The sequence below is a fragment of the Terriglobus sp. ADX1 genome (assembly GCF_036877645.1).
Classification (GTDB): domain Bacteria; phylum Acidobacteriota; class Terriglobia; order Terriglobales; family Acidobacteriaceae; genus Terriglobus.
Window position 1 is genome coordinate 20,785 of record NZ_JAEDXV010000028.1, and the last position, 24,396, is coordinate 45,180.

21 protein-coding genes and 2 tRNA genes are annotated in these 24,396 nt (G+C 57.7%); 7 read left to right on the top strand and 16 right to left on the bottom strand.

Features of this window, described 5'->3' with window-relative positions:
* Positions 1-66 precede the first annotated feature (66 nt).
* Entirely contained in the window at positions 67-384 is a 318-nt protein-coding gene (locus JAO32_RS16185; RefSeq protein WP_334242290.1) for a hypothetical protein, read from the top strand.
* 103 nt (positions 385-487) lie between these two features.
* On the opposite strand, the gene JAO32_RS16190 is transcribed toward JAO32_RS16185, so the two are convergent.
* The 3 genes from JAO32_RS16190 to JAO32_RS16200 form a co-directional block, all read right to left on the bottom strand.
* Positions 488-1,159, bottom strand: coding sequence for a phosphoribosylanthranilate isomerase (locus tag JAO32_RS16190; RefSeq protein WP_334242292.1), 672 nt, complete (start codon positions 1,157-1,159; stop codon positions 488-490).
* Between the two features lie 7 nt (positions 1,160-1,166).
* Positions 1,167-1,967: an indole-3-glycerol phosphate synthase TrpC gene (gene trpC / locus JAO32_RS16195; RefSeq protein WP_334242293.1), complete on the bottom strand. Its 801-nt coding sequence runs from the start codon at positions 1,965-1,967 to the stop codon at positions 1,167-1,169.
* A gap of 107 nt (positions 1,968-2,074) precedes the next feature.
* Positions 2,075-2,161, bottom strand: a tRNA-Leu gene (locus JAO32_RS16200).
* Between the two features lie 181 nt (positions 2,162-2,342).
* Here JAO32_RS16200 and JAO32_RS16205 point away from each other — a divergent pair.
* Positions 2,343-2,603 carry a hypothetical protein gene (locus tag JAO32_RS16205; protein WP_334242295.1) on the top strand — a complete coding sequence of 87 codons (261 nt, stop codon included), beginning with the start codon at positions 2,343-2,345 and terminating at the stop codon, positions 2,601-2,603.
* A 70-nt stretch (positions 2,604-2,673) separates the two neighbouring features.
* Here the strand turns inward: JAO32_RS16205 and JAO32_RS16210 are convergent, their stop codons facing one another.
* A complete protein-coding gene (locus JAO32_RS16210; protein WP_334242297.1) occupies positions 2,674-3,288 on the bottom strand; it encodes a response regulator in 615 nt (204 codons plus the stop codon).
* A gap of 283 nt (positions 3,289-3,571) precedes the next feature.
* Here JAO32_RS16210 and infC point away from each other — a divergent pair, with 283 nt between their 5' ends.
* On the top strand, positions 3,572-4,129 hold the full coding sequence (gene infC, locus JAO32_RS16215) for a translation initiation factor IF-3 (protein WP_334242348.1): 558 nt from the start codon (positions 3,572-3,574) through the stop codon (positions 4,127-4,129).
* A 68-nt stretch (positions 4,130-4,197) separates the two neighbouring features.
* Here the strand turns inward: infC and JAO32_RS16220 are convergent, their stop codons facing one another.
* The 8 genes from JAO32_RS16220 to alaS form a co-directional block, all read right to left on the bottom strand.
* The gene (locus JAO32_RS16220; protein ID WP_334242299.1) at positions 4,198-5,148 is read right to left on the bottom strand and encodes a tetratricopeptide repeat protein; all 951 of its coding nucleotides are present in this window, start codon (positions 5,146-5,148) and stop codon (positions 4,198-4,200) included.
* A gap of 141 nt (positions 5,149-5,289) precedes the next feature.
* Positions 5,290-6,780: a glycoside hydrolase family 32 protein gene (locus JAO32_RS16225; RefSeq protein WP_334242301.1), complete on the bottom strand. Its 1,491-nt coding sequence runs from the start codon at positions 6,778-6,780 to the stop codon at positions 5,290-5,292.
* Between the two features lie 144 nt (positions 6,781-6,924).
* A tRNA-Thr gene (locus tag JAO32_RS16230) sits at positions 6,925-7,000 on the bottom strand.
* 322 nt (positions 7,001-7,322) lie between these two features.
* Positions 7,323-8,459, bottom strand: coding sequence for a DUF6599 family protein (locus JAO32_RS16235; protein WP_334242304.1), 1,137 nt, complete (start codon positions 8,457-8,459; stop codon positions 7,323-7,325).
* 41 nt (positions 8,460-8,500) lie between these two features.
* On the bottom strand, positions 8,501-10,843 hold the full coding sequence (locus JAO32_RS16240; protein ID WP_334242306.1) for an N-acetylmuramoyl-L-alanine amidase: 2,343 nt from the start codon (positions 10,841-10,843) through the stop codon (positions 8,501-8,503).
* Positions 10,844-10,911: 68 nt separating this feature from the next.
* Complete coding sequence (locus JAO32_RS16245) at positions 10,912-11,175, bottom strand: hypothetical protein (protein ID WP_334242309.1); 264 nt, start codon at positions 11,173-11,175, stop codon at positions 10,912-10,914.
* A gap of 434 nt (positions 11,176-11,609) precedes the next feature.
* Complete coding sequence (locus JAO32_RS16250; protein ID WP_334242311.1) at positions 11,610-11,942, bottom strand: YegP family protein; 333 nt, start codon at positions 11,940-11,942, stop codon at positions 11,610-11,612.
* A gap of 47 nt (positions 11,943-11,989) precedes the next feature.
* Positions 11,990-14,914, bottom strand: a complete 2,925-nt coding sequence (alaS, locus tag JAO32_RS16255; protein WP_334242313.1) for an alanine--tRNA ligase — start codon at positions 14,912-14,914, stop codon at positions 11,990-11,992.
* Positions 14,915-15,108: 194 nt separating this feature from the next.
* Here alaS and JAO32_RS16260 point away from each other — a divergent pair, with 194 nt between their 5' ends.
* From JAO32_RS16260 to JAO32_RS16270, 3 genes are all read left to right on the top strand, one after another.
* Positions 15,109-16,584 carry an alpha-L-fucosidase gene (locus tag JAO32_RS16260; protein ID WP_334242315.1) on the top strand — a complete coding sequence of 492 codons (1,476 nt, stop codon included), beginning with the start codon at positions 15,109-15,111 and terminating at the stop codon, positions 16,582-16,584.
* Positions 16,585-16,739: 155 nt separating this feature from the next.
* A complete protein-coding gene (locus tag JAO32_RS16265; protein WP_334242316.1) occupies positions 16,740-17,930 on the top strand; it encodes a GGDEF domain-containing protein in 1,191 nt (396 codons plus the stop codon).
* A 129-nt stretch (positions 17,931-18,059) separates the two neighbouring features.
* Positions 18,060-19,244: a GGDEF domain-containing protein gene (locus JAO32_RS16270; protein ID WP_334242318.1), complete on the top strand. Its 1,185-nt coding sequence runs from the start codon at positions 18,060-18,062 to the stop codon at positions 19,242-19,244.
* Here JAO32_RS16270 and JAO32_RS16275 read toward each other — a convergent pair.
* Both JAO32_RS16275 and JAO32_RS16280 read right to left on the bottom strand, forming a co-directional pair.
* A complete protein-coding gene (locus JAO32_RS16275) occupies positions 19,196-20,077 on the bottom strand; it encodes a hypothetical protein (protein ID WP_334242320.1) in 882 nt (293 codons plus the stop codon). The two genes, JAO32_RS16270 and JAO32_RS16275, sit on opposite strands and share 49 nt — an antisense overlap.
* A gap of 16 nt (positions 20,078-20,093) precedes the next feature.
* Positions 20,094-20,645, bottom strand: a complete 552-nt coding sequence (locus tag JAO32_RS16280) for a regulatory protein RecX (RefSeq protein WP_334242321.1) — start codon at positions 20,643-20,645, stop codon at positions 20,094-20,096.
* 73 nt (positions 20,646-20,718) lie between these two features.
* Between JAO32_RS16280 and JAO32_RS16285 the strand changes: the two genes are divergently transcribed.
* A complete protein-coding gene (locus JAO32_RS16285) occupies positions 20,719-22,050 on the top strand; it encodes a Gfo/Idh/MocA family protein (RefSeq protein WP_334242323.1) in 1,332 nt (443 codons plus the stop codon).
* 129 nt (positions 22,051-22,179) lie between these two features.
* Here JAO32_RS16285 and JAO32_RS16290 read toward each other — a convergent pair whose 3' ends face one another.
* Positions 22,180-23,031 carry a sugar phosphate isomerase/epimerase family protein gene (locus JAO32_RS16290; protein WP_334242325.1) on the bottom strand — a complete coding sequence of 284 codons (852 nt, stop codon included), beginning with the start codon at positions 23,029-23,031 and terminating at the stop codon, positions 22,180-22,182.
* Between the two features lie 47 nt (positions 23,032-23,078).
* Positions 23,079-24,281 (bottom strand): Gfo/Idh/MocA family protein, encoded by a 1,203-nt coding sequence (locus JAO32_RS16295; RefSeq protein WP_334242327.1) that lies wholly within the window; start codon positions 24,279-24,281, stop codon positions 23,079-23,081.
* Between the last annotated feature and the right edge of the window lie 115 nt (positions 24,282-24,396).

The window sequence follows — 24,396 nt, forward strand, 5'->3', positions numbered from 1 at the left end:
TGATCCCATCCATTCCCATCACGTGCGTTGGCCGGTCCCCCAAACGGCCCTCGCGGGAGAGATGCGATGTTTTTAAAACGAATGGCAGCAGCGGTTGCAGTGGCAGGTATGTTGGCTCCTTTTGCGGCAATGGCGCAGGAATCTCACGCTGATGCCAAGGCCCAGGTAGAAGAGCACGATGCCCAGCATCACAACAAGGCAAAGATCGTAGGCGGCAGTGCCGCTGGCGGCGCTGCTACGGGAGCTCTTGTGGGTGGCCCGGTGGGCGCGGTTGTTGGAGCAGGCATTGGCGCAACTGGCGGCGTGGTTGCCAACAAGGCGCGCAAGCACAACTCAATCAAGAAGCGTGAGGAAACCGCGCATCCGGACGAACCAAGAAACTAAACTTGTATTCGTTCCGAAAAAGAGCGAGTATGAGTCTCAACTTTGTCCTTTGGCGAGGACAAGCAGGGCGAGTGGCGACGGCTACTCGCCCTTATCTTTCCACTCAACTGCGTCGTGCGGCCTGGATAAACTGCTCCAGCTGCGTCGCATCCTTCACACCCGGGGCTGCTTCTACGCCACTGGAAACATCGACTCCCCACGGCTTGAGAACGCGTACCGCCTCTGCCACATTCTCCGGACGCAAACCACCTGCTGCAATCACCGGCAACCGCGAGTCCTGCACTACTGCAGCCGCAGCAGCCCAATCAAACGTCACACCGGTCCCCCCGCTGCCCTGCTTGGTCCGCGAGTCCATCAACGCAGCATCCACCAAACCGGAGTCCGCCAGCGCGTTCAATTCAGCACGTAGCCGAGTCTGCTGCGTATCCACAGGCTCAACCACATCCCAATGCACCACCTGAATCAACCGTGGCGAATCACCTTTGGGAAAATGCGGACGCAGAGCCGACGCCACGGAAGCATCAAAGGCGCCGTGCATCTGAATGCCTTTGATTCCTGCCGCCTCTGCCGTACGCAGAATGAACTCTGGATCACACTGTGTGAACACGCCAAAGGTAGCCACATGCGCGGGAAGCTGCGAAGTGATCTTCCGAACATGCTCCGCCGTCACCAGCCGCTTGCCATGCGCAAAGATAAATCCAAGCGCATCCACGCCCAGGTCAACGGCGCGCTGGCAATCCTCCAGCCGCGTATTGCCGCAGATTTTCACCCACATGGGACTGCTACTCCGCCGCCACAAGCTGCGGTTGCAAAAGAGCAGCTAGTGCCTCGCCCGGATCATCCTTCCGCATCAGTGACTCGCCGATCAGGAAGGCGTCATACCCTGCACCCAGCATGCGGCGAATATCCGCAGCAGAACCGATACCGCTCTCTGCCACACGCACAGAATCCGTCGGCAGTAACTCGGCCAACTTCTCCGCCTCTGCCGTATTCACCTCAAAGGTGCGCAGATTGCGGCTGTTTACACCAAACATCTCGCAGCCAAGATCCAGCGCTCGAGCCAGTTCTTCGCGGTCATGCACCTCGCACAACACGTCCAGCTCTGCATCCTTCGCAGCCTTGCGCAGCGTCCGTAGCTCCGCATCGGTCAGAGCCGCCACAATCAGCAGAATGGCATCCGCCCGATGCGCACGCGCTTCCACAATCTGAAATTCGTCCACGATAAAGTCCTTGCGCAGACACGGCAGCTTCACCGATTGCGAAGCAATCTCCAGGTTCCGCAGCGATCCCTGAAAGAACGGCTCGTCCGTCAGCACGCTCAGGCAAGCCGCTCCGCCGCGCTCCAGCGACTGCGCCAACCATGCCGGATCAAATTCAGGGCGAATCAACCCCTTGCTGGGCGAAGCCTTTTTCAACTCCGCGATCACCGCTGGGCGAGTCTTCGCAGCCGTCCGCAGCGCTGCGGCAAATCCGCGCGGCGTGTGGTCAGCGGCCATCCGCTCCAGTTCACGCAAACGGTCGGGCGACCGCCGCTGCGAGAGTGCGATGCGGGTCTGAACAAGAATGCGATCAAGATGCGTCATGACTGTTCCTAATGCTAAACCCGGATGGGAAAGAGGCTGTAAATTCCACAAAAAGCAGAAGCGCGATGCCTTGGCATCGCGCTTCTGACGTTCCTTACAGAACTTGATGGTGCCGAAAAGAGGACTCGAACCTCCACACCCTTGCGAGTACATGGACCTGAACCATGCGCGTCTGCCAATTCCGCCATTTCGGCACGGAGCGAGCGTCACAGGCATGAGCCAGAACTTCGCTTGCAGCTCTTTCAGTGTCCCAAAGGATGAACAGGATGTCAAACCAGGCCGCATTCATCGCCACCTGCTATCCAACCTTCAGACTTTTCAGTAGCATCCAAAGCGCAGCACACCACTGAACTAACGCTGGGAGCGCCGTTTCGCATGGACCAGAGCAACGTAAACCCGACTGCCCCCGCAACCGAATCCGTGATTCCGGAAGACCTCGCGCTTGAGATCCGCAAGCTGGCGCACGACCTTAGCAATGCCCTTGAAATCATCGTGCAGACCGGCTACCTGCTCAGCACGGCGGGGCTGAAATCGCCCGCCAGCGACTGGTTGCACATGCTCGACAACGGTACCAGCAAGGCGCTCGAAATCAACCTCGCACTGCGCAGCTACATCAAGACGCACAGTCCTAAATAAGCAATACAGAAAATAAAAAGCGCTCCCGCCTGGGAGCGCTTTTTATTGTGGGGGGAAAATCCCCATACGCTTAGCGCGATTTCTTTGCGGCCTTCTTCACTGTCGGCTTCTTCGCAGCGGCCTTCTTCACCGGTGCTGCCTTCTTGGCAACGACCTTCTTTGCAGGCGCAGCCTTCTTCGCTGGAACAACCTTCTTCGCGGCCGGAGCAGCCTTCTTAGCCACAACCGTCTTTTTCGCCGGAGCGGACTTCTTCACCACCGCGGCTGACTTCTTCGCGGCTGACTTCACCGGCTTCTTCACTGTTGCCTTTTCCTTCGCCGCGGTATGACGCGCAAACAACGCCTCAAGCTGCTGCAGCAGAATGCGCGTGTGCATCGGCTTCACCAGCATCTTGTCCGCGCCCATCGTCGAAAGCGCTTCATCATCCACAGGGAACGCCGTCAGCAGAGCAATGGCAGGATTGTAAGGAGCTTCCTTGGCAGCAGCGATTACTTCCGCACCAGCATGCTCATCTTCCATGCGCATGTCCGTGATCACCATCTCGTATTCACGATGGCGAATGCGGCTCTTGCCTTCACGTGCGCTTGTGGCCGTATCCACATCAAATCCGCTGATCTCAAGAACCGCCTTGAGAGTAAGCAGAACGGCAACTTCATCATCAACCAGCAGAATGCGACGTTTCATGGAACGTGTCTATCTCCCGTGCAGCAGAACCTTGCCTGCGTGTGCACCACATGCAAGCATACCTCTTTCCCACCCCGATGTACCGCCTTCTACGGCACTTTTCACTCCCCAGGACAAGCTTCCAGACCAAACGCAAGGCGCAGATTCAGCGGTTGATGGCACACAGAAACCGCTCGACCTATCGCACCACGTTGTATACTGGGTTGTGCAGCGGCACATATGAGGTGCGCTGCGGAGGCGAGCTATTCCACCGTTTACTGACAAGCGTTCCGTCAAGAGTTTCATCCGCACCAACGAAAAAATCCGCGCGCGCGAAATCCGCGTGATCGATGAAAATGGCGAACAGCTTGGCATCATGGCCCCGTTCGACGCGCTGAAGATCGCACGCGAGCGTTCGCTGGATCTCGTGGAAATCTCTCCCAACGCCGTCCCGCCCGTTTGCCGCATTCAGGATTACGGCAAGTATCTCTACGAGAAGGACAAGAGCGACCGCGCTGCACGCAAGAAGCAGAAGGTCATCGTCATCAAGGAAGTTAAGTTCTCAGTCACCGTGGATGAACACGACTACCAGACGAAAAAGAACCAGGCTGTCCGCTTCCTGAATGATGGCGACAAGGTGAAGGCCAGCCTGCGGTTCCGTGGCCGCCAGATGGCGCACCGCGACCTGGGCTACAAGATCATCAACCGCCTCATCATGGACATTGGTCCTGCAGGCATTGTGGAATTCATGCCGCGCATGGAAGGCACCACGCTCCACGCCATTATCGCTCCCAGCAAGAAGCAGGAAGCACCAGCGCCGAAGAAGGCCGCTGCGGAAGAAGCTGTTCCGACTGAAGCGTAAGCGCGGTCAGAAACAAGTAGAAATGCGCGGCTTAAGCCGCGCATTTTTTATTCCTTTGGCTCGAATTCTTATCCTGCCATCTTCCCAAATCGCGAAACAATGCTGAGCCGCTCACTGGCCAGCGTACGGCGTGCCTGTAGTCGAGCATGCGTCGCCCAAGGCCCTACCGGGTCCAAGCGCACGTAACAGAGCCAGTGCCGCAACGCCTTGCGCTTCTCTCCGGTACGCTCATACGCCAGCGCCAGGTTGTAATGCGCATCGGCATACTGCGGCACAAGCTGAATCGCGCGATGGTAAGCCACAATCGCTTCTGGCAACCGACGCAACTCATCCAGCACATTGCCCAGGTCAAAGAAGGCCAGCGCGTAGTCCGGATCAATCTCCGCAGCCGCGCGATACCGCCTCTCCGCCTCTTCAAACCTGCGGTCGTTATAAAGAATCGTTCCCAGATTGATGGAAGCGGGAGCATGCTTCGGCCAGATGGCCAGTACCTGCTCGTATAACTCAGCGGCCTCAGCCAGCGTCTCTTGTTTCTCTTCCAACTGAACAGCACGCTGGAATAATTCCTGCGCGCGCGCCTGATCACGAAGCTGCTGGTCGCGCGGCAACTCTCGCCGCACCACCGAAAGCGCCCGCTTCGGCGCTTCAAAATCAAAGGCAAGCTGCTGTGTCAGCGGGTCCAGCAGCGCTCCAGCATGGCGAAACACCAGCTTCGCGCCCTGCGATACAGGAGCAAAACTGTGCAGCGGATCGGCAAACCCTGCGCGCTGCATGGCCTCCAGCGAGACACGGATTGACCTCGCAGAATGCCGCTTATGCTGCAGATCACGCAGACTGCGCATCCCAGCCAGATCGCGAATGGTGAAATCGGACGTGTCGGCAATCAGCCCGGCGCGTTGCCACGAAGTCACCTGGCGCGCGGGAACGCCCAGGATCCGTGCGGCTTGCGCTCGGCTGTAACGGGAAACAGGCGCTGTCATTACGGGCATCGTCTGTGCTCCAGCGGTGAGCAGGTCCATACGCTTTTGCTCACCTAATGCCGAGTATGATGCCGCCGGACACTGTGCGCAAGATACCTATAAGCACGAAATGAAGAATCTTGTGGGTAACCTGTACCACAACTGATTCTTTTTCTTGAACAGGCGGTTAAATGGCTCGCTCTAGGTCGTCAGACGATCTGCAGAGATGGGTTTCATCTGCCACCACTTCGCCTCAAGCAGCGACGCCGCGTCTCCCTCCCACTTCAGCAATGCCGCCTGCTGCGCTCCCTTGTAGTAGAAACGACGGCTCCACGCGATCTGCCCATCCACAATGATCTCCACCACCGATCCATCCACATGCAGGCGGACCTCTGACGTTCCGCCCGATGCTGTTTCAAAAGGCCGGTAGTCCAGTTGGATCTGTTCGCTATGCGCCGGATCATAGCTAACCGTCATCCAGATGTCGTTCGTGCGATCACCACGCAAGACGAGGCGAAACGCCTTGTCACCCCGATGCACGCGATACAGAGCCTCGCCGCAGCAGTTTTCCAGCTTCACCGTTGTGGCGTCTGCTCCCGCCGCACTTCGTTCCAGCTTCCTTAGCGCAAGCGCTTCATCCGCCACTCGATAGCGCAACGTCCCATCGTTTGCCATCGTCAGGACACGCGGCAGCGACATCATGCCGGACCATCCCGCCGCATCATATTCCGCGGACGAGCGCGCTTCCTGAATCCATCCCCACAGGATGCGGTTTCCATGAGCATCAAGCTGCGTCTTGGGGGCATAGAACGATCCGTGATCGAGAATGCCTTGCTGTTCCGGATGGAACAGAAGCCGCTCCGCATCAAAGCGCCCTGTCTGCCAGAACGCTTTTCCATAGGTGGAAAAGATCAGCACATGACGATCACCTAGCGGAAAGAACTCCGGGCACTCCCAGACATCCCACGGCGTGTAAGCCTCAAACCACTGCTGCCGTTGCGCAAAGATGTGAACGAACTCCCACTGCCGCAAATCACGCGATCGATACAGCAGAATGGCACCCCCAGCACCTGCAATGCCCGAAGCAATGGGCGTATACCACCAATCTCCCTGCTTCCACGGAGATGGATCACGGAACCCGTTCGTCTGCAATTGCGGGGGAGGAGCAGCAATGACAGCATCCTTCACCTTGGTAAAACTCGTAAGCTCATCGTTATCCGCCATCGCGATGCACTGCGATTCAATCAATGACGAGCCACGAAGTACTTCTTCCTCCGGCGTTGGCTTCCGTACGCCGGTGAACATCATGCCCACACGGCCGTCCTTAACGAAGGTGGTACCACTGAACACTCCATCAGCATCCGGCCCACCGGGTGTAGGAGCCAGCGCAACAGGAAGATGCTTCCAATGAATCATGTCCTCGCTAACGGCATGAGCCCAATGCATGTCGCCCCAGATGGCGCCACCAGGGTTGTATTGGAAGAACATGTGGTACTTGCCCTTCCAGAAAATGGGCCCATTGGGATCGTTCATCCAGTTGCGAGCTGGGAGCAGGTGATACTGTGGGCGCAAAGGGTCCTGCGCAAGCGCAGCCGCAGGTCGTAAAGCGGCAGAAGCTTCTGCGAATGAAGCAGGTGGCAGCGCGGCGGCGACTGCGATCGATGCCAGAAAATTACGACGGCTTTGATTCATTCGGGTGCGCTCCACAACTTTTGCTCTGCTCAAGTCACACCATCTTACGCAAATCGCAAATAAGAACGATCCCACATAGCCACTCAGGGCAGGATGATCGAACCAATGTTTTCTAGGGAAGAGGGGTAGGGAGTGGAACGCATATGGAGCCGACGAACGGACTTGAACCGTTGACCTGCTGATTACGAATCAGCTGCTCTACCAACTGAGCTACGTCGGCGTTCCTTAGTGATTCTATCGTGGGTTGCCGTGTGTGCCAAATCGCGCTCAAAGCAGTGTTTCCACAACTCAAAATCGAGCACGAAAAAGCCGCCTGCGGAGCGGGCGGCTTTTTCTCAGGGAGAATAGTCCGGACGGAGGCAAAGCCATCTGAACTTTCTGGCGAAAGTCTATGGCTCTACTTCAGGCGGTGTCAAGGAGAATCGCATGCCATTGAAAACATGTGGCTTAATGAATAGATTCCGCTACACAACCCGCGAATAACTTCGCCTTTTATTCTCTTTTATTCACTCACGCAAAGGCGTATGAGAATTGGGGATCCGCTACTCGAGCTTGTGTTCCGGCTTACCGCGCAAACCCAGGCTGATGACTTCCATATCTGCCAGCGACGAAGCCGATTTACCACGCGATACACGGAAGGCAGCTCGACCACCACCGAACACAATACCCAATGCAAGCGCCGCGCCGCACATCACGAATACAAAGATCATGATCTGCACCAACACGCTCGCAGCGTTCGATACCTTGAACTGCTCCATGTAGCCTTCGGGCTTGTCCCAGGCAATCTGCGCCTGATACTTCACACCACCGACTAGCTTCGCAGCTTCCTTTGCCGTAAAGCCGCTGGAGGCAATCGCAACAATCGGTCCTGATCGCGCAATCTGCGGTTCGCCCGCAAGGAACGACGCAGGCATCTGCTTGTCTTCTATTGCCTTCTGAATCGCACGCATGCGATCACCTGCGATCGTCGGCGTGGGATAGAAGATCAACGTCAACAACCCTGTACCGCTCTTCGACGAACGATAGTGCGCGGTAAGAATCTCAGGTGACTTACTGAAGTCCAGCGCCGCAGCAGGAATCACTCCACCACCAGCGGCGTACGTGTTCTGCCCCACGGCATAACGCAGGCTGGTCTTCTCCAGACCATCCGTAGGCAACTTGCCCGGCAGTAATGGGTGCGCTGCCTTTGCTCCGCTTGGCTTCGGCAGCGTGCCGACCAGATCCGTGAACGAACCCGCAGCAATGCCCTTCAGTCCTGCGGGTGCAACGATCACCACTGTGTCTCCCTGCCAGAACAGCAACCGTCCTGAGGACACGGCACAATCCACACCCAGGCTATTGCCCGTCGCGCACGGACGCATCTCTGTCGTGCGCAGATAGGTGAATGCGCTGTAAGCACCTGTCGCATCGGCTAGTTCCACAGCCGACACCGCAGCCTTGTTTCCTTCCGCCTCGTAGATCTTTGCGTCCGATCGCTTAACGATCAGTTCCTTCGCTACATCGTCCGGCAAATGAATGTCATTGACAGTCGCTGGCGCAGAAGCCTGCCACGGGCCAAAGTGATCGGCCAACAGTGGTGCAGGCGGAACAGAAACCGGAGTGGAAGCCGCCGGCGTCTGCGCTACGGCAGAAGAAACCAGCAAAGCGGAGACAAGCGCGAAATGGGAAAAACGCAGCATCACTCAAAGTGAGACTACCACCATCGCCCAAAAGAAAGCGTCTACTGGCCGCGAGGATCAGGCGAAGACGTCTTCGCAACCCGGGTCGTTACTGAACCGCTGCTCAGACCGCTGGTGTATCGCGCCACACCTTTATAGATAGACTCCGCAATGCGTTCACGATACTCCGGTGTTCGCAGCTGTGCCGCATCCCGAGGATTCGTCACAAAGCTGATCTCCGTCAGGATCGACGGCATATTTGCACCAATCAGCACCACAAACGGGGCCTTCTTCACACCACGATCCTTCAGGCCTTCGTTGCCACGATGCAGTCCGTCAAACAGAGACTTATCTACATCCGCGGCAAACTCGCGCGATTCATCCAGCTTGTCCTTCAGCGTGATCTTCTTCACCAGGTCCGCAAGCTGATGCACGCTCTGGTCGCTGACTGCGTTTTCGCGAGCCGCAACATCCAGCGCGTCCGGCTGCGATGTGAAGTTAAGGTAATACGTCTCCACACCGCGCGCCGTTTCGTCCTGCGAGCTGTTCGCATGAATGCTCAGGAACAAATCCGCTTCCGCCTTATTCGCAATCGCAGTGCGAGTTTCCAGCGGGATGAATGTGTCATCGCTGCGCGTGTAGATCACCTGGGCACCCAGCTTGTCCTGCAGCAGTTTGCCCAGCTTCAGCGCAACATCCAGGACGATGTCTTTCTCCATGATGCCGCCCACGCCGAGCGTGCCGCTGTCGTGGCCACCATGTCCTGCATCGATCACGATGCGGTTGATCTTCAGTCCCAGCGCCCGCTGTAGTGTTCTTGCGCCATCGGACGTGGGGGCAGCCGCCTGTCCCGGCTCCGCAGCTTCCACCGCCTTCTCATTCCGTTTGCCGTTCTTGTGTGTTGGCACGGGAATGTCGCCGGTGCGTGTATCCGCCACCACGGCAATCGGCTTACTCGTCGGCAACAGCGTTGCCTTCTGCGTGTCAGGAGCCTTGCTCAGACTCGTCACATCACGGCTACTGCTGCGCGTGGCAACCGTACTTGGAACCGCTGCCGTATCTGCAGGAACGGGAGCAGGCGGCAACGAAACTCCGGACGACGACACACCTGTTGCGCGATTGGCATTGTTCGCCGCGCTCTGTGTCACTGTCGGCGCATGCAGCAGATCGTCTCCATGCAGCTTATTACTCAATGAAGTCGTTGGAGCAGGAGAAGGTGCGGCAGACGTCGAACTCTTCGCGCCGCCATGAATGTCGATGATCAGACGATACGGATTCGGCAGCAGGAAGGCCGAATACTCCGTGACATCATTCACATCCAGCACGACACGAACCACATCGTTGGAGTACTGCGCCGCGCGGATCTTCTTCAGGAATCCATCATCCGTTACGCTGAATGCCTTGCCGCTCAACTCCTGGGCCAGTCGGGTTCCATGCAGATCAAAGTAGATGCGATCGGGGTTCGGCACACGCGCCGCCTCATACTGCACTTCGTCGCCGAGGTCGATGGCTACACGTGTGTAGGTGGGGGTGGACCAGTGGCGGATTGCGGATACTGTGGCCAAGCCACTGCGGGTATGCGTTGGCACATTCGCCGATGCATCTTCCACTTCCTGCATGCGCGCTGTTGGCTTCAGTGCTGGCAGCGCTGACGACTGCGATGCTGCGGCATTTGCTGCGTCACGGATCTCATGCGGGACTGTCGCCGCTGGAACACCGTTGGACGCGGACGCGCTTCCTTCCGGCAGGCGCGACAGCGATCCTCTCGACTGTGCAGTCGCCGGCTGCTTCGTGCTGGGCTGTGCGTTGTCCGCAGAGACTGGCAAGACACCAGCCTTCAGACTCTTCAGTGCGGCCTGCGCCTCGTCGATGTGCGATGACTGCGGATACTCTTCCACGAACGCCGAGTACTTCGTCCTCGCCAGCTTCACATCATGCAGATCATTCGCGGCGACATGCGCTTCTTCCAGCAATGCGAGGATGCGGAAGCTTGATCGCGGGTACTGCGTTCGGAGGAACTCAAACTGGCCAATCGCCGCGGTGAGCATCCTGGGTTCGTGCAGCGTCATGCCCTGGTCTGCGAGTAGGAGGCCTACGTTATAGATGGACTCCGGTGCGTGCACGTCTGCGGGATTGCCGTGATAGATCAGCCGGTAGGCGTCCATCACGGTCGCGTAGTCGTCGCGGGTGCGCTGCTCTGGCGGGATTGCCATCAACTGCTCGCGTGCAGCCTCGGCGATCTGCCACGGCGTCTGCTCGACAGGCTTCTTACGCGACTTCTGCGCTGTAGCAGATGTACTTGCGGACGTCCTCGGTCTTTGCGCAACCGCGCTTAGAGCCAACGGCAACAACAGAGCCGCAGCGACAACGCATCGTGCGCTTCGGAATGGAGCGAAAGAAGCCAAACCGGCTTCAGTGTATCGAGGTCCAAAGCCGTTCTCCGTGGCGAAAACCGGAAGGGTAGCTTCGCTGATTACCCTGAAATGATGCCGACAATTTCTTTATGGGAAGCAAAATCCACTAGCCAAAGATATTGCGATGGGAATACAACGTAGGCGTTGACGGCTACGGCCCGGGAGGTACTGCGATGCCCGACACCAACATTTCCCATGCCCCGCAAGTGCATCCGCACCACCATTCGTTGCACGACGTGATGGCCGCACTGAAACATCGCATGCACGATGCCGGGCACAAGATCACTGACGTGAGCCACAAGATGCATGATGCGGTACTGCATAAGCATGTTGCGCTATGCAACGTCTGCCATGTGGAACTTCGCCAGGAAGAGTTAGCAGATGGCTGCTGTGCCGACAAAGAGGCCTGCAGTTGCCGAGCGTTCTCCGCACGTTGTTTTTAGCCGCGCAAAGCCGACACGCTCCCCGGTGGGGTACCCCCCTCCCCCCTGTTTTTCTAAAATCGTCTTTCTATTGGGTTTAGGGATTCTGCGGCTGTAAAATCGTCTGCCCATTAGGGTTAGGGGCAAAATCTTCTTTCTAAAGAAGTTAGGGCCGCATCGCTGCGGCCCTGCGTTTTGCTCTAGTTCTATTTTAAAGGTTTGGCGGAAATACCATGCCAACCCTATTTACTTTATTTTGTTCTATTTGGGTGGTTACAGGGCTTGACAGGTTTCACCCCACCGCCGCCTGCGTCATGCAGGCCACTTGTGTGCGCTTAGACTTCTTCCACCACCGCTGCCTTAGGAGCGTTTTCCTTTACAGACTCAATGCCGTGATCACGCGCTGCAGTGGAGCTGTAGCTTTCGCTGGTGCCGATCACCTGGCCGTTGCCAGCCAGAAGATTGAACCGGGGCTGACCAGCCTTGTCCGTGAGGCGTTCAAAACGCTCATCCTTCTGTGCGTTTTCTCTGACGGATTCAATACCGTGCAAAGCACTCTCTTTTGCCGCGTAGCTCTGGCTTGTGAGAATGATTTCGCCGTTACCAGCCTTCAGGTTGAAGCGGTAACCGCCGGACGATGTTGGTTTCAGTACAAACTTGCCTGCCATAAAACCTCCGCCGATACGATACCGCTCCTCTGTTAAGAAGGGAACACTTAGGCGATCAGCCCTCCCACGGTATCCGGTACCGAGGCCAGTGCCGCATCAAGCTGCGACGCGTCGGTTCCGCCTGCTTCCGCGAGGTCCGGGCGTCCACCGCCTTTGCCGCCAACCTTGGCGGCGACCGCGCCAACGACCTTGCCAGCTTGTACTTTGCCGACGAGATCCTTGGTTACGCCAGCGATGAGAGCGACCTTGCCATCTTCCGTGGCTGCGCCGAGCACGACGACACCGGAGCCGAGGCGAGTGCGCAGTGTGTCAACGAGTGTACGCATCTGGTTGCGGTCAAGGCCGCTGACCTTCTGCGCGAGCACCTTGATGCCCTTCACTTCCACTGCGGAATCCGCAGCATTCTCCGTGGAGGCCGAGGCGGACTTCATGCGGGCCTGATCCAGTTCGCGGCGCAGCTTCTTCAACTCTTCTTCCTGAGCGGCGAGCTTTGCCTGGAAGCCTTCGGGATCGTTGGCGCCGACTAGAGTCGATGCCATCTTCGCCAGAGCGAATCCCTTGCGGAACTCAGACAGCGAACCGGTGCCGGTGATGGCTTCCACGCGACGGATGCCGCTGGACACGCTTGATTCGCCGGTGAGTTTCAGCAGGCCGATTTCGCCTGTAGCCAGGGTGTGCGTGCCGCCGCAGAGTTCCGTGGAGAAATCGCCAATCTTTACGACGCGTACCTTATCGCCATACTTTTCGCCGAAGAGTGCGGTTGCCTTGAACTCGTTGATGGCAACGTCAATGGGAACGTCCACAAAGGTTTCTACCTTTGTATTCGCCAAGACCTGCTGATTGACGATGTCCTCAATCTCCTGCAACTCCTCATCTGCCACCTGCGCGAAGTGCGAGAAGTCAAAGCGAAGACGATTGCGATTGTTCAACGATCCGGCCTGTTTTACATGCGTGCCCAGAACCTCACGCAGCGCAGCCTGAATCAAGTGCGTGCCGGTATGGTTGCGCGTGGTGGCGGTGCGTTCTGCGCCATCGACCACTGCATCGACGCGGTCACCCACGGCGATGGGCCGCTTCACAGTGACCTTGTGCGCGAAGACACCCGCGACAGGCTTGGTGCAACCATGCACTTCCGCAATGGTCGAGGTGTGATCGGTGGGGAAGAGCCAGCCGGTGTCGCCTACCTGACCGCCGCTGTCTGCGTAGAACGACGTGCGATCGAGAACGACTTCGCCTGTGTCGCCCGGCTGCAATGTCTGCACGCCCACACCGTCCTTCACCAGTGCGAGAACTTCTGCACCATCGGCACGGAGGCCGGTGTAACCGACGAACTCTGTCTTATCTAATGAAGCGAATGCAGGCGATGCGGTCTTCTGTGATCCGCCCTTCCATGACGCACGTGCGCGCTTCTGTTCTGCTTCCTTGGCACGCTCGAAGCCGTCCATGTCGAATTCAATGCCAGCGTCACGCGCTGCGTCCTGCATGAAGTCGAGCGGCATTCCATACGTTTCGTAAAGATGAAACGCAACCCTGCCAATTAGCGTAGGTTTACGTTTCTGGATTTCAGAAATCAAAACGCCTGATGACCGGGGCCAGTTACTCCGATTTGTGACGAATGGTTCGATCATGCCAATGATCTCGACGTTCTGAATCGGGTCGACGTCGACATCTCGCGAATACAGGGCGCGAAGAGCCCCCAATGCTCCAATTGCTTTCTCTGGCTGTAAGCCCCAATCCACGAGGAACTCTTCGTCTAGCGGCATTCTTGCACGCCGCAGCTCACCATTAAGAGCCACTGCACCAATAGCTAAAACACGTGCGAACTGTTGTTCTTCCTGCAAAACTGTTTTTGCTACACGATCTTCCGCATCCAGGAGTTCGGGATACGCAACCTTCATTTCGCCGACTACGGCGTGGACCATCTCGTGCATGAAGGGCTGTTCCTGACCGAGCAAACGTCCGTGACGGATGCCGCGGCGAAGGATCTTGCGCAGCACATAGCCGCGGCCTTCGTTCGCAGGATTCACGCCATCGGCGATGAGGAATGTTGCAGCGCGTGCGTGGTCTGCGATGATGCGCAGGCTTGCCGCATTCTTGAAATCACTGATCGCTGCATTGGCAACGTCCTCGTCAGTAGGACTAGGACCAGTCAGTTGTTGCGCTCTCCTAATCAAGGGCAGAAACAGATCGCTCTCATAGTTCGAGAGCTTACCCTGCAGCACGCAGGAGATACGCTCAAGGCCCATGCCGGTATCAATCGACGGCTTGGGCAGCGGCGTGAGTTCCGGCAGGCCGCCGGGCGTGATGTGACGGTCAAACTGCATGAAGACGAGGTTCCAGATCTCCATGTAGCGTTGGTCGTCTTCACCGAAGGGTTTGTCTTCGCCGGTTTCGCTGGCGGCGAGGCCGAGGTCGAAGTAAATCTCAGAGCACGGGCCGCAGGGGCCGGTTTCGCCCATTTGCCAGAAGTTGTCCTTGGCGCCGAGCTGGTAGATGCGCTCCTTCGGAACGCCTGCTTCAATCCAGAACTGCTCCGCTTCGTCGTCGCGCGGGGTCTGCGCGTCGCCTTCGAAGATGGTGACGTAGAGCTTGTCCTTATCGATACCGAACCAGTCGGGCGAGGTGAGCAGTTCCCATGCGAAGGCGATGGCGTCTTTCTTGAAGTAGTCGCCAAAGCTGAAGTTGCCCAACATCTCGAAGAAGGTGTGGTGGCGGCGCGTGAAGCCGACGTTTTCCAGATCATTATGCTTGCCGCCCGCACGCACGCACTTCTGCGAGGTGGTGGCGCGCGAATAGGTGCGCACGTCCGAGCCAAGGAAGACGTCCTTGAACTGGTTCATACCCGCGTTGGCAAAGAGCAGCGTTGGGTCGTTGTGCGGCACGAGCGACGACGAGTGGATGCGGCGATGGCCCTTGCCCTCAAAAAACCGCAGAAAATCTTCGCGAATCTGGCTTCCGGAACGGTATTGCATGACCTATAAAGTCTAGCAGTGAGTATGGGTTTCCAAATCCTACGAGCATCCGCTCCGGTTTTCATGTGCATTCAAGTCAGGGAAAGGAAATGCAGGTCCTTCGGCTTCGCTCAGGATGACGGTCTTCGACCGTATGAGCTTCGCTGTGGTTTGTGCCGTAGCATGGAAACCATCCTGGTGAGGTGATGGTGTCGATGCGTTTGAACCGGCGGATGTTTGTTAGTGGTGGGTTGGCGGTGGGCGTAGCAGCCGCAGCACAGTCCAAAGGTTCGGGTGCGCCTACAAAGTTCGGCCCTACGCCGTCGCTGCGCCAGCTTCGCTGGCAGCGCATGGAGACCACCGCGTTTCTTCACTTCACGGTGAACACTTTCACGGGGCGCGAGTGGGGGTTGGGTGATGAAGACCCCAACATCTTCAACCCTACCGAGTTCAATGCGGACAGTATTGTGCTGACGCTGAAGCAGGGCGGCATTAAGGGTGTGATTCTGACCTGCAAGCACCATGATGGGTTTTGCCTGTGGCCCACGAAGTCTACCGATCACAACATCAGCAAGAGCAAGTTTCAGAACGGCAAGGGCGATATTGTTCGCGACATTTCTGCAGCGGCGAAGAAGCATGGCTTGAAGTTTGGTGTGTATGTTTCGCCGTGGGACCGCAACAACGCCAACTACGGCAAGCCGGAATATATTGCGACCTACCGCCAGCAGATCACCGAACTGCTGACGCAGTATGGGCCGGTGTTTGAGGTTTGGTTTGACGGCGCGAATGGTGGCGATGGCTACTACGGCGGCGCGCGTGAAAAGCGGACCATCGACAAACACACGTATTACGACTGGCCGACAACGTGGGCGCTGGTCCGCAAGCTGCAACCGGGAGCTGTCATTTTTAGTGACGCTGGCCCGGACGTTCGCTGGGTTGGGAACGAGCGTGGCATCGCCGCGGAAGACTGCTGGAACACGGTCACTCTGCTCAGCGAGAAGCATGACGGTACAGCTGTTCCGGGCGACGTGGATACCAAGCTTTCGGGCGCTGGCTCGCCGGACGGCAAAGAGTGGATTCCGGCGGAGTGCGATGTTTCTATCCGCAAGGGCTGGTTCTATCACCCGGAAGAGAAGCCGAAGTCTGTCGAGACGCTGCTGAACATCTATGAAAAATCGGTGGGCCATGGCGCGGGGTTGCTGCTAAACATTCCGCCGGATACGCGCGGCCTGATTGCGGATGTGGATGCGGATGTTCTGTACGGCTTTGCCGAACGCGTTCAGAAGATGTTTGCCACCAACCTGCTGCGGGGCGCGAAGTTGACTGCATCGAATGTGCGTTCGGCCAGCTGCTCCCCTGCAAAGCTGGTGGACAGTCTGCCTGACACTTTCTGGAGCACCGCGGACAACGTTACGGAAGGGACTGTTACAGCGACGTTTGCAGGCAGGAAGGAACTCAATCTGTTCCGGCTTCGGGAGGAGATCAGCATGGGCCAGCGCGTCCGCTCCTTCGTGCTGGAGGTGCGCGACGGAAACGGACCGTGGGTGCGTGTGGGTTCTGGTGAGAGCATTGGCAACTGCCGCATTGTGCGGTTGGAAGCTCCTGTTCAGGCGAGCGAGGTACGGCTGAGTGTTCGCTGTGCGGCGCCCGTTGCGCTGAGTGAGTGGGGCTGCTTCCTGAATCGGGACTAGCCCTTTTCAAAAACGTGAAAAGACTGGGCGGGTGTACGGAATTGCGCGGAATTGGCTCGCGCTGAAGTGCTACACTGTGCCATCTGCCTGTCTGCATTCGGGGCGGCGTTTTTCGCGGCTTCGTGACGACAGTGTTGCTGCCGCCTTTCGAACGCATGGACCGACGGACATTATTCACGGTGCAGGCCGGTCTGCTGCTCTTTCTGGGCGGCGTGATCCTTGCGTCTTCTTATTTCCAGTCACGCAATCGCCGCGATAAGGGCTCCAGATGGTTTGCTGCGGCCTACTTCTGCGCAGGGCTGGGGCTTGGGCTGCAGGCGTATCGCGACATTATCCCTGATGTTTTCGCCATTCTGGGCGGCAATGGGTTGTTCCTGATGTTTGGCCCGCTGACCAACCGGGCGATCGCTAAAACCACTGAACAGAAGCGCGACTATTTCGTCCTGCTGATGCTTCTGAATGTAGCCACGGTGATGAATTACGCCTACTACACGTGGTGGCAGCCGAACGTGTTGCTTCGCACCATTGAGGCGGTTCCCATTGTTGCGGTCATGTACCTGGCCTGCATTGATCTCATCCTGCGGAATCAAGATGAGGTTATCCGTCCGGCTATGCGTGCCATGATCGCCTGCTTCATCCTGCAGGCATTGCCGAACTTCATCCGCATCCTATTGGCCTGGAAGTATCACGTGGCCGATGCTTGGTACGCCTGGAGCGGCATCATCACGATCGCGGGCCTGGCACTCAGCTATCTATGGATTGGCAACCTGCGCATGCATGCCGAGCTGGAACGCTCGGCCATGACTGATCCGCTGACGGGACTGTTCAATCGCCGCGCTCTGGATGTGTTTGCCGTTCGCGAACTAGAGCGCGCCAAGCGTCGCGATCTGCCATGCTCTGCGCTCATGATCGACGTGGACAAATTCAAGCAGATCAACGATGGGTTGGGACATGCGGCAGGTGATGCCTCGCTCTGCGCCGTAGCGGAAACGCTGCAAAAGACACTTCGTCTTACCGATATCGCCACACGGTTGGGCGGTGACGAGTTTTTCGTCCTGCTGCCGGACTGCAGTGAATCTCAGGCCAGCGAAATCGTCATGCGATTAAAGGCCGCCATTGAGGCAATGCGACTGAAGACGATGAGCGAAGTCGTTTTCACGATCAGCACCAGTATTGGCTGCATCACCCTCCAAGGGCAGAATGCCTCGCTGGAAGAGTTGCTCCACGGCAGCGATGTCATGCTCTACCGGGAAAAGCAGGCGTTACGCTCCGAAAGCGCTGCCGAGATGAAGCCGCAGCTAATGCAGGCCCCCGGTCCACGCCGCGTTCAGCCCTACAACGCTTAGTTACCCATATCTGGGGCCAAAGGTAACAAAAACAAACAATTGACACTCTTCCATAACGAACCGGAAGATAGAGTCGGTTGCCGTTAGGCTTTGTCTGCTTTTTATTTTCTTCTTTGTCTGTCTTCTCCAATGGAAAACCTGTCGATCTACCGCATGTACGGTCTGTTGCTGCTCTCCACAGGTTTCGCTGTGGCGCTGCTGTACCGCGCCATTCAGACGCAGAAGACAGATCGCACCGCGTACTGGATTGCCGCAAGCTGCTTCTGCGGTGGCGCTGGCCTGGTAGCCCTGAGCACCCGTTCCGATGCACTTCACTGGGCCGGCGTTTTTCTCTTCGTCGCGACGCCGAGTCTTGTACACACAGCCATCGGGTTTGCAACACGACAAAGCATACGCCGCACCCTCCCCTGGATGGTCAGTATCAGCACGGTCTGTCTTCTGGGTACTGTCGTTCTGAGTTTCTTCTTCCCAGATTCACCTTTGCACCGTGCCCCAGCCATTCTTTCTATCCCCGCAATGCAAGCAGTCAACATCTGGTTCCTGCTGCACCACAGGGAAAGCCCCACGCGACTGGCCAACATTGCCATGGCCATGTTCCTGCTTCTCCATGTTCTGGTCTTCGGCCTGCGCACCAATGACATCCTGACGGATGCCTTCCATTCACGTTGGCTGGCCTATGCGGGCATGATCATTGTGGTGGGATTAGGTGGCAGCTTTCTGGGCATGGAGGCTTTGCGTTCTCGGCACGAGATGGAACGCATTGCCATGACCGATCCCCTTACCGGGCTGCTGAACCGACGTGCGCTTGAGGTGGTGGCGCATCGCGAGTTGCAACGGTGTATCCGCCAGGAAAAGCCCTGCTCCGCCCTGATGATGGACATTGATCGCTTCAAGGAGATCAACGACACCATGGGCCATGCGGCGGGCGACGCAGCGCTGCGCGCCGTGGCGGGGATTCTCCAGTCCATGCTGAGGCCGACCGATGATGTGATCACCCGGCACGGTGGCGATGAGTTCTTCGTCCTACTGCCCGAATGTGGAGAAGACAACGCCGAATGGATCGCTAGCCAGCTCCGACAGAGTGTTGCCGGATGCACATTGCTTGCCGTGGATGACACGCCTTTTCGTATTCAGGTCAGCATCGGAGTGGCTACTTCTTCCAAGCACGACATGACGGTGCAGGATCTTCTGCATGCAAGCGACATTCTTCTTTATCGCGAAAAGCAGATCACTCGCAGCCAGAACGCCGCCATGCTCATGAAGGATCACCGCGCAGAAGGCGGCGGTGCCCAGGTCCATCCTTCCAACGCATAGTTGGGATCGCGCGGCTGATTCAACGCATAAAACTGATCACGATGTTCCGCCATCACCATGCAGGAAATCAGTGCATCGAACGCATCTTCGCTGGCCTTCGCCTTTGCAATGGCCGCTGGCCCGAGCCGTGAATATGCCGCATCTTCCGTTCGTTTGCGCGCCAGGTAATCCGCTCGCGCAGTCGCGTTCGACTTGTGCACGGGGCCAGTGTTCAGTCGTGAATACATCTCCACCACCAGAGGCTCGCCTGCCTTTGGTCGATCAAATGGCCAGATGCGGAAGCCAGCTTCATGCAGTCGCTGCAACGTCTTCATGCCGCGCAATGAGGCCGTTCCCACCGACCCCGAACCGCCGATCTGAAACACCGATTTTGGCGTGATGCCCTTCACGCGCAGTGCACGCTCCTCCTCGGGAATGTGCGCCACCAGCTTGCAGTCAATGTCCGTCGCCCGCAGCATCCGATGCAATTGCTCGCCGCTGAACTCCGCTGGACGCTTGTGGGGCTTGCCCCAGAAACGGCGGTCTTCGTTCTGGCGGGACAGCCAACGTTCACCATGCTCTGCGACCACATGCCAGAACTTTGGCGCACTCGTGACACCCACTTCGCGCAGAAACCACGCCGGGAAGCTGAAGCAGAAATCGAATCCCACCACCATTGCGGGATCCTTTTTTGACTGCGCGATCAGCCACTCCGCAATCTCGTCGCGGGTTCGGCCGCTCTCCACGCGGACTTTCCCATCACGCCATGTTGCGGCAACAATGTGGCGGCGCTGCCCAGCCGTATCCACGCGGCCGGACCAGTCGATGGCAATGATGGTGGAGGGTTGCATCATTCTGATTGGATGCTGCTTAGGACTGATCGTCGGATGCGTCTGCTTCTGCGCGATTCAGGGCGTCCTCGCCACTCTTCAAACTTCGCAAGACTGCAAAGATGGCTTTCGACGAAAAGCCAGCAGCCGTTAACCGGCGCAGAACGCGGACGGTGCTCTTCTCGTCTGTGGGTGCGGGAATCCGTCGGCGCTCCAGATGCTGCCGCACTAATGCTTGTTCATCCACGCCTTCGTAAGCCTCATCCAGCGTGGTTTGAATCACTTCCGACGCGATGCCTTTTGCCTGCAGATCCTGCTGAACGCGCCGCCGGCCAAAGCTGCGATTTTCCTGGCGGAGTCGCGTGAAGTCTGCGGCGAAGCGGTCGTCCGAAAGGTAGCGCAGCTCCTGCAACTTCGCCAGCACCCAGTCCACCGCTTCCGCGCCGGATGGTCCCGGTTCCGCACGGTCAGACAGCTTGCGACGCAGGTCACGGACGCTTTGCATGCGTGCGCCAAGCGACTTCAGTGCGTACTCCATCAACTGATCCCGGTCCAGCGGTGTGCGTGTGCCGCGTTGACGTCCGAATGCCATGAAAGAAAGATTAGCAAGTGGTATGACCATTGGGCTGCTCTGTGTATAAAATGGGCATCCGCAAGGAGAAATTATGCTCACGCGCCGCGAATTTTCCCGCAACGCCGTCGCCACTGCCGCCGGTCTTGCTTTCACCTCCACCGCAAACAGCTATGCACGCATTCTGGGCTCCAATGACCGCGTCAACGTGGCGGTGATCGGCCTGAACAGCCGCGCCTACGCGCACCTGAGCAGCCTGAAGGCAAACGAGTCCGCCGTCAACATCACACACGTGGTCGACGTGGACTCGAAGATCCTGGCGAAGTATGCCGCCGCCACCGAAAAGGATTTCGGTACTGCGCCGAAGGCAGACAAAGATTTTCGTAAGACGCTGGAGCAGAAGGACGTGGACGCCATCACCATTGCCACGCCTGACCACTGGCACACGCCGCTGGCCATCTACGGCCTGAAGGCGGGTAAGCACGTCTACGTGGAAAAGCCCTGCAGCCAGAATCTGCATGAAACGGAACTGCTGATCGCCGCGCAGAAGAAGTACGGCAAGGTTGTGGTGATGGGCAACCAGCAGCACTCGTCAGACTACACGCGCGAGATGGTGCAGGCTGTCCGCGACGGCAAGCTGATTGGCCGCGCCTACTATGCCAAGACCTGGTACACCAACGAGCGCAAGAGCATTGGCGTGGGTAAGGTCATCCCCGTGCCGGAAACGCTCGACTGGAACCTGTGGCAGGGACCGGCTCCGCGCCAGGAGTACAAGGACAACATCCATCCGTACAACTGGCACTGGTTCCACAAGTGGGGTACGGGCGAAGCGCTGAACAACGGCACGCACGAACTGGACGTGGCACGCTGGTTCCTGGATGTGAAGTATCCGCAGCGCGTCTCGGTCTCTGGTGGCCGTTACCACTACAAGGACGATTGGGAATTCTACGACACCCTGAACGCCAGCTTTGAGTATGACAACAAGCTGATTGAGTGGGAGTGCCTGTGCTGCAACCATCTCAAGTACTGGGGTCGTGATCGCGGTACTGCCGTGGTGGGAACGGAAGGCACTGTGATCATTGATCGCGACGGCTACGAAATCCACGACCTGAAGGGCAAGACCGTGAAGGAGTGGAAGGTGCCGAAGGCTGGCAAGACCAGCAGCATGGATACCGTGGGCCGCGACAGCATGACCGACGTCCACTTCAAGAACTGGCTCGACTGCATCAAGGACAGCAGCACGAAGCAGGATCAGCCCATTGAAGACGCGGCTCGCTCCGTGGGCACGCTGCTGATGGCAAACGTTGCTTACGACCTGAAGAAGGAACTGAAGGTAAATCCGGAGACAGGCATGTTCGTTAACGATCCCGCCGCTACGGCAAAGCGCAAGCGCACCTACGAAAAGGGCTGGGAGCCGACGGTCTAACTCTCACCGCATCGCTATACGGAAAAGGCCTCGCTTCGGCGAGGCCTTTCTCTTTCCATATGCTCATTGAGACACAACAGCCGCTGGTCGATGCCAGCGCTGTTGTGTTTTCCTTCGGGATCATTGCGATTACGCAGTGTATCCCATCTCTTCGAGCACCTTGCGCTCGTACGCAATGCTCTTGGTGACGCCTGGCATGGGGTCCTTGCCGTTGATCTCGTACTCGAGATCAACGCAGCCCGGATACTTGATCTTGACCAGCGTTTCGAAGATCTGCTTCACCGGCATGATGCCTTCGCCCACAGCGACCTGGCTTTCCTTCTTGTCCTTCTCGGCCAGGTCCTTCATGTGAATGCAGTACAGGCGCGAGCCGACTTCCTTGATGGTCTCGGGAACATCCTTGCCAGCGCGCATGGTGTGACCTACGTCGACGCAGAAGCCCACACGCTTATCCAGGTTGCCGATCTTCGCAAGAATGTCCTGCGGCGACGGCCATTCCTTGTCTTCCGGACCGTGGTTGTGGATGGCGAGCTTGATGTCGTACTTCTTCACAAAGCTTGCAACACGCTCCAGAGCGGCATGCGAGGGCGATCCGATGATCATCGGGAAGCCTGCGGCCTTGGCGTAGTCGAACTTCGCCTTGATGTCTTCGTCCTCATCCTTCGGGAAGTAGATCGTTCCGCCACCGGTGATCACGAGGCCCTGGCTGCGATACCAGTCTGCGTTCTTCTTCACCTCATCCAGCGGCCCCATGGGCAGGTGGAAATCCTTGAGGTTGATGTTCTTCAGGTTGAGTTGGTGCATGAAGTCCACAAGCTGCTGCGGCTGCTTGAACTCACGGAACGTATAGCTGGCGATGCCCAGACGGATGGGCGAGGGCTTCGGCGCCATCGCCGAAAGAAAGCGTGGAGTTGCGGACGCCGCTGCGGCAAGGCCGAGCCCCTTCAGGGCTGTGCGACGCGTAAACGTACGATGCGACATGATTCGTTCTCCTAACTAAGTAAGTTCCGATACTGAAATCTTTACGATTAGGCCAGCTTGACCCACTTCGCCTGTTTCTGCGCGCGTACGACCAACTCCGCAGCGAGCAAAGCCTGCGCCTGATCCTGTGCGGTATGCGTGCGATGCACCACGTCCGAAACAAACTGGCGTCCGAACGGCAGGTCAACGTTGTTGCAGTCGATGAACTTCTGCTCTGTACCGTTGACCATGAACAGGTTGTTGCCTGCTTTGTTTACGCCCACATTGGTGTACTTGCGGACTTCGATATAGCCCTTGGTGCCAAGGATGAAGAGACGTCCATCGCCCCATGTGCCAAGCGCATCCGGCGTAAACCAATCGAGGCGGACGTAGCCGAAGCCCTTGTCGCCACGCAACACCATGTCGCCGAAGTCCTGGAACTTGGGATGTTCGGGATGTGCGACGTTGCTGATCTGCGATTCGACAACCTCTGCTGATGTGGAACCCGTGTAATAGAGGAACTGCTCCACCTGGTGCGAACCGATGTCGCACAGGATGCCGCCGTACTGCTCCGGTACCCAGAACCAGTCCGGACGCGGATCCGCGCCGCCGTTCCCTGCATTGGCGGCTCCACCCTGCACAATCTGGTGTGGCGCAATGTTGATGGTCTGGATCACGCGGCCAATCTTGCCCTGCTTGACGAGTTCGCCCGCGTACACAGCAGCCTTCACTTCCAGCAGTTCGCTGTACAAAATGGCGTAGATACGGCCCGTTTCCTTCACCGTTTTGCGCAGTGCTTCCACCTGCTCCAGCGTGGTGGCACCCGGTTTGTCGGAGAGGAAATCCTTCCCTGCCTTCATGGCGCGGATGCCCAGCGGCGCGCGCTCATTTGCAATGGTGCTGCTCAGTACGAGGTGGATGCTCTTGTCGTTCAGAATCTCTTCTTCGCTGTGAACCTGTTTCGCGTTGGGGAAGGCCTTGGCAAAGCGAGCAATCTTGTTTGGCTCTGCGCCGTACCACGCCACCAGCTTGCCACCGCCGCGGATGATGGCGCCCACCATGCCGTAAATGTGGTCATGGCTCATGCCGCAAACGGCGAAGTTAATGCTTTCCGTAGGAGCCGGAACTTCTTGTTTCGGCACCACTTCGTGCTGCACATTGGCCTGGCCGCCTTCCGCAAATGCCATTACATCCGGCATGGCTCCCAGCATTCCCATTGCGCCGGCGCGACGGAAAAACTCACGACGATTGACAGACTCGTTTGCACTCACTTTGTATTCACTCCAGGACTGATACCGTGCCAAAAGACGTATCCACGTTACACCGGCAGAACAAAGTACGCCAGTAGTGGTCCGTCCACGTCAAACTATAAAAGGTAAGGAGCAG

Bases quoted from the DNA above. Each gene is read 5' to 3' on its own strand.
- JAO32_RS16185 (WP_334242290.1), top strand. From the start codon at position 67: ATGTTTTTAAAACGAATGGCAGCAGCGGTTGCAGTGGCAGGTATGTTG.
- JAO32_RS16190 (WP_334242292.1), bottom strand. From the start codon at position 1,159: ATGTGGGTGAAAATCTGCGGCAATACGCGGCTGGAGGATTGCCAGCGC.
- trpC (WP_334242293.1), bottom strand. From the start codon at position 1,967: ATGACGCATCTTGATCGCATTCTTGTTCAGACCCGCATCGCACTCTCG.
- JAO32_RS16205 (WP_334242295.1), top strand. From the start codon at position 2,343: ATGGACCAGAGCAACGTAAACCCGACTGCCCCCGCAACCGAATCCGTG.
- JAO32_RS16210 (WP_334242297.1), bottom strand. From the start codon at position 3,288: ATGAAACGTCGCATTCTGCTGGTTGATGATGAAGTTGCCGTTCTGCTT.
- JAO32_RS16220 (WP_334242299.1), bottom strand. From the start codon at position 5,148: ATGGACCTGCTCACCGCTGGAGCACAGACGATGCCCGTAATGACAGCG.
- JAO32_RS16225 (WP_334242301.1), bottom strand. From the start codon at position 6,780: ATGAATCAAAGCCGTCGTAATTTTCTGGCATCGATCGCAGTCGCCGCC.
- JAO32_RS16235 (WP_334242304.1), bottom strand. From the start codon at position 8,459: ATGCTGCGTTTTTCCCATTTCGCGCTTGTCTCCGCTTTGCTGGTTTCT.
- JAO32_RS16245 (WP_334242309.1), bottom strand. From the start codon at position 11,175: ATGCAGTACCGCATCATGCATCTTGTGGCTCACGTCAGTGATCTTGTG.
- JAO32_RS16250 (WP_334242311.1), bottom strand. From the start codon at position 11,942: ATGGCAGGCAAGTTTGTACTGAAACCAACATCGTCCGGCGGTTACCGC.
- alaS (WP_334242313.1), bottom strand. From the start codon at position 14,914: ATGCAATACCGTTCCGGAAGCCAGATTCGCGAAGATTTTCTGCGGTTT.
- JAO32_RS16260 (WP_334242315.1), top strand. From the start codon at position 15,109: ATGCGTTTGAACCGGCGGATGTTTGTTAGTGGTGGGTTGGCGGTGGGC.
- JAO32_RS16265 (WP_334242316.1), top strand. From the start codon at position 16,740: ATGGACCGACGGACATTATTCACGGTGCAGGCCGGTCTGCTGCTCTTT.
- JAO32_RS16270 (WP_334242318.1), top strand. From the start codon at position 18,060: ATGGAAAACCTGTCGATCTACCGCATGTACGGTCTGTTGCTGCTCTCC.
- JAO32_RS16275 (WP_334242320.1), bottom strand. From the start codon at position 20,077: ATGATGCAACCCTCCACCATCATTGCCATCGACTGGTCCGGCCGCGTG.
- JAO32_RS16280 (WP_334242321.1), bottom strand. From the start codon at position 20,645: ATGGCATTCGGACGTCAACGCGGCACACGCACACCGCTGGACCGGGAT.
- JAO32_RS16285 (WP_334242323.1), top strand. From the start codon at position 20,719: ATGCTCACGCGCCGCGAATTTTCCCGCAACGCCGTCGCCACTGCCGCC.
- JAO32_RS16290 (WP_334242325.1), bottom strand. From the start codon at position 23,031: ATGTCGCATCGTACGTTTACGCGTCGCACAGCCCTGAAGGGGCTCGGC.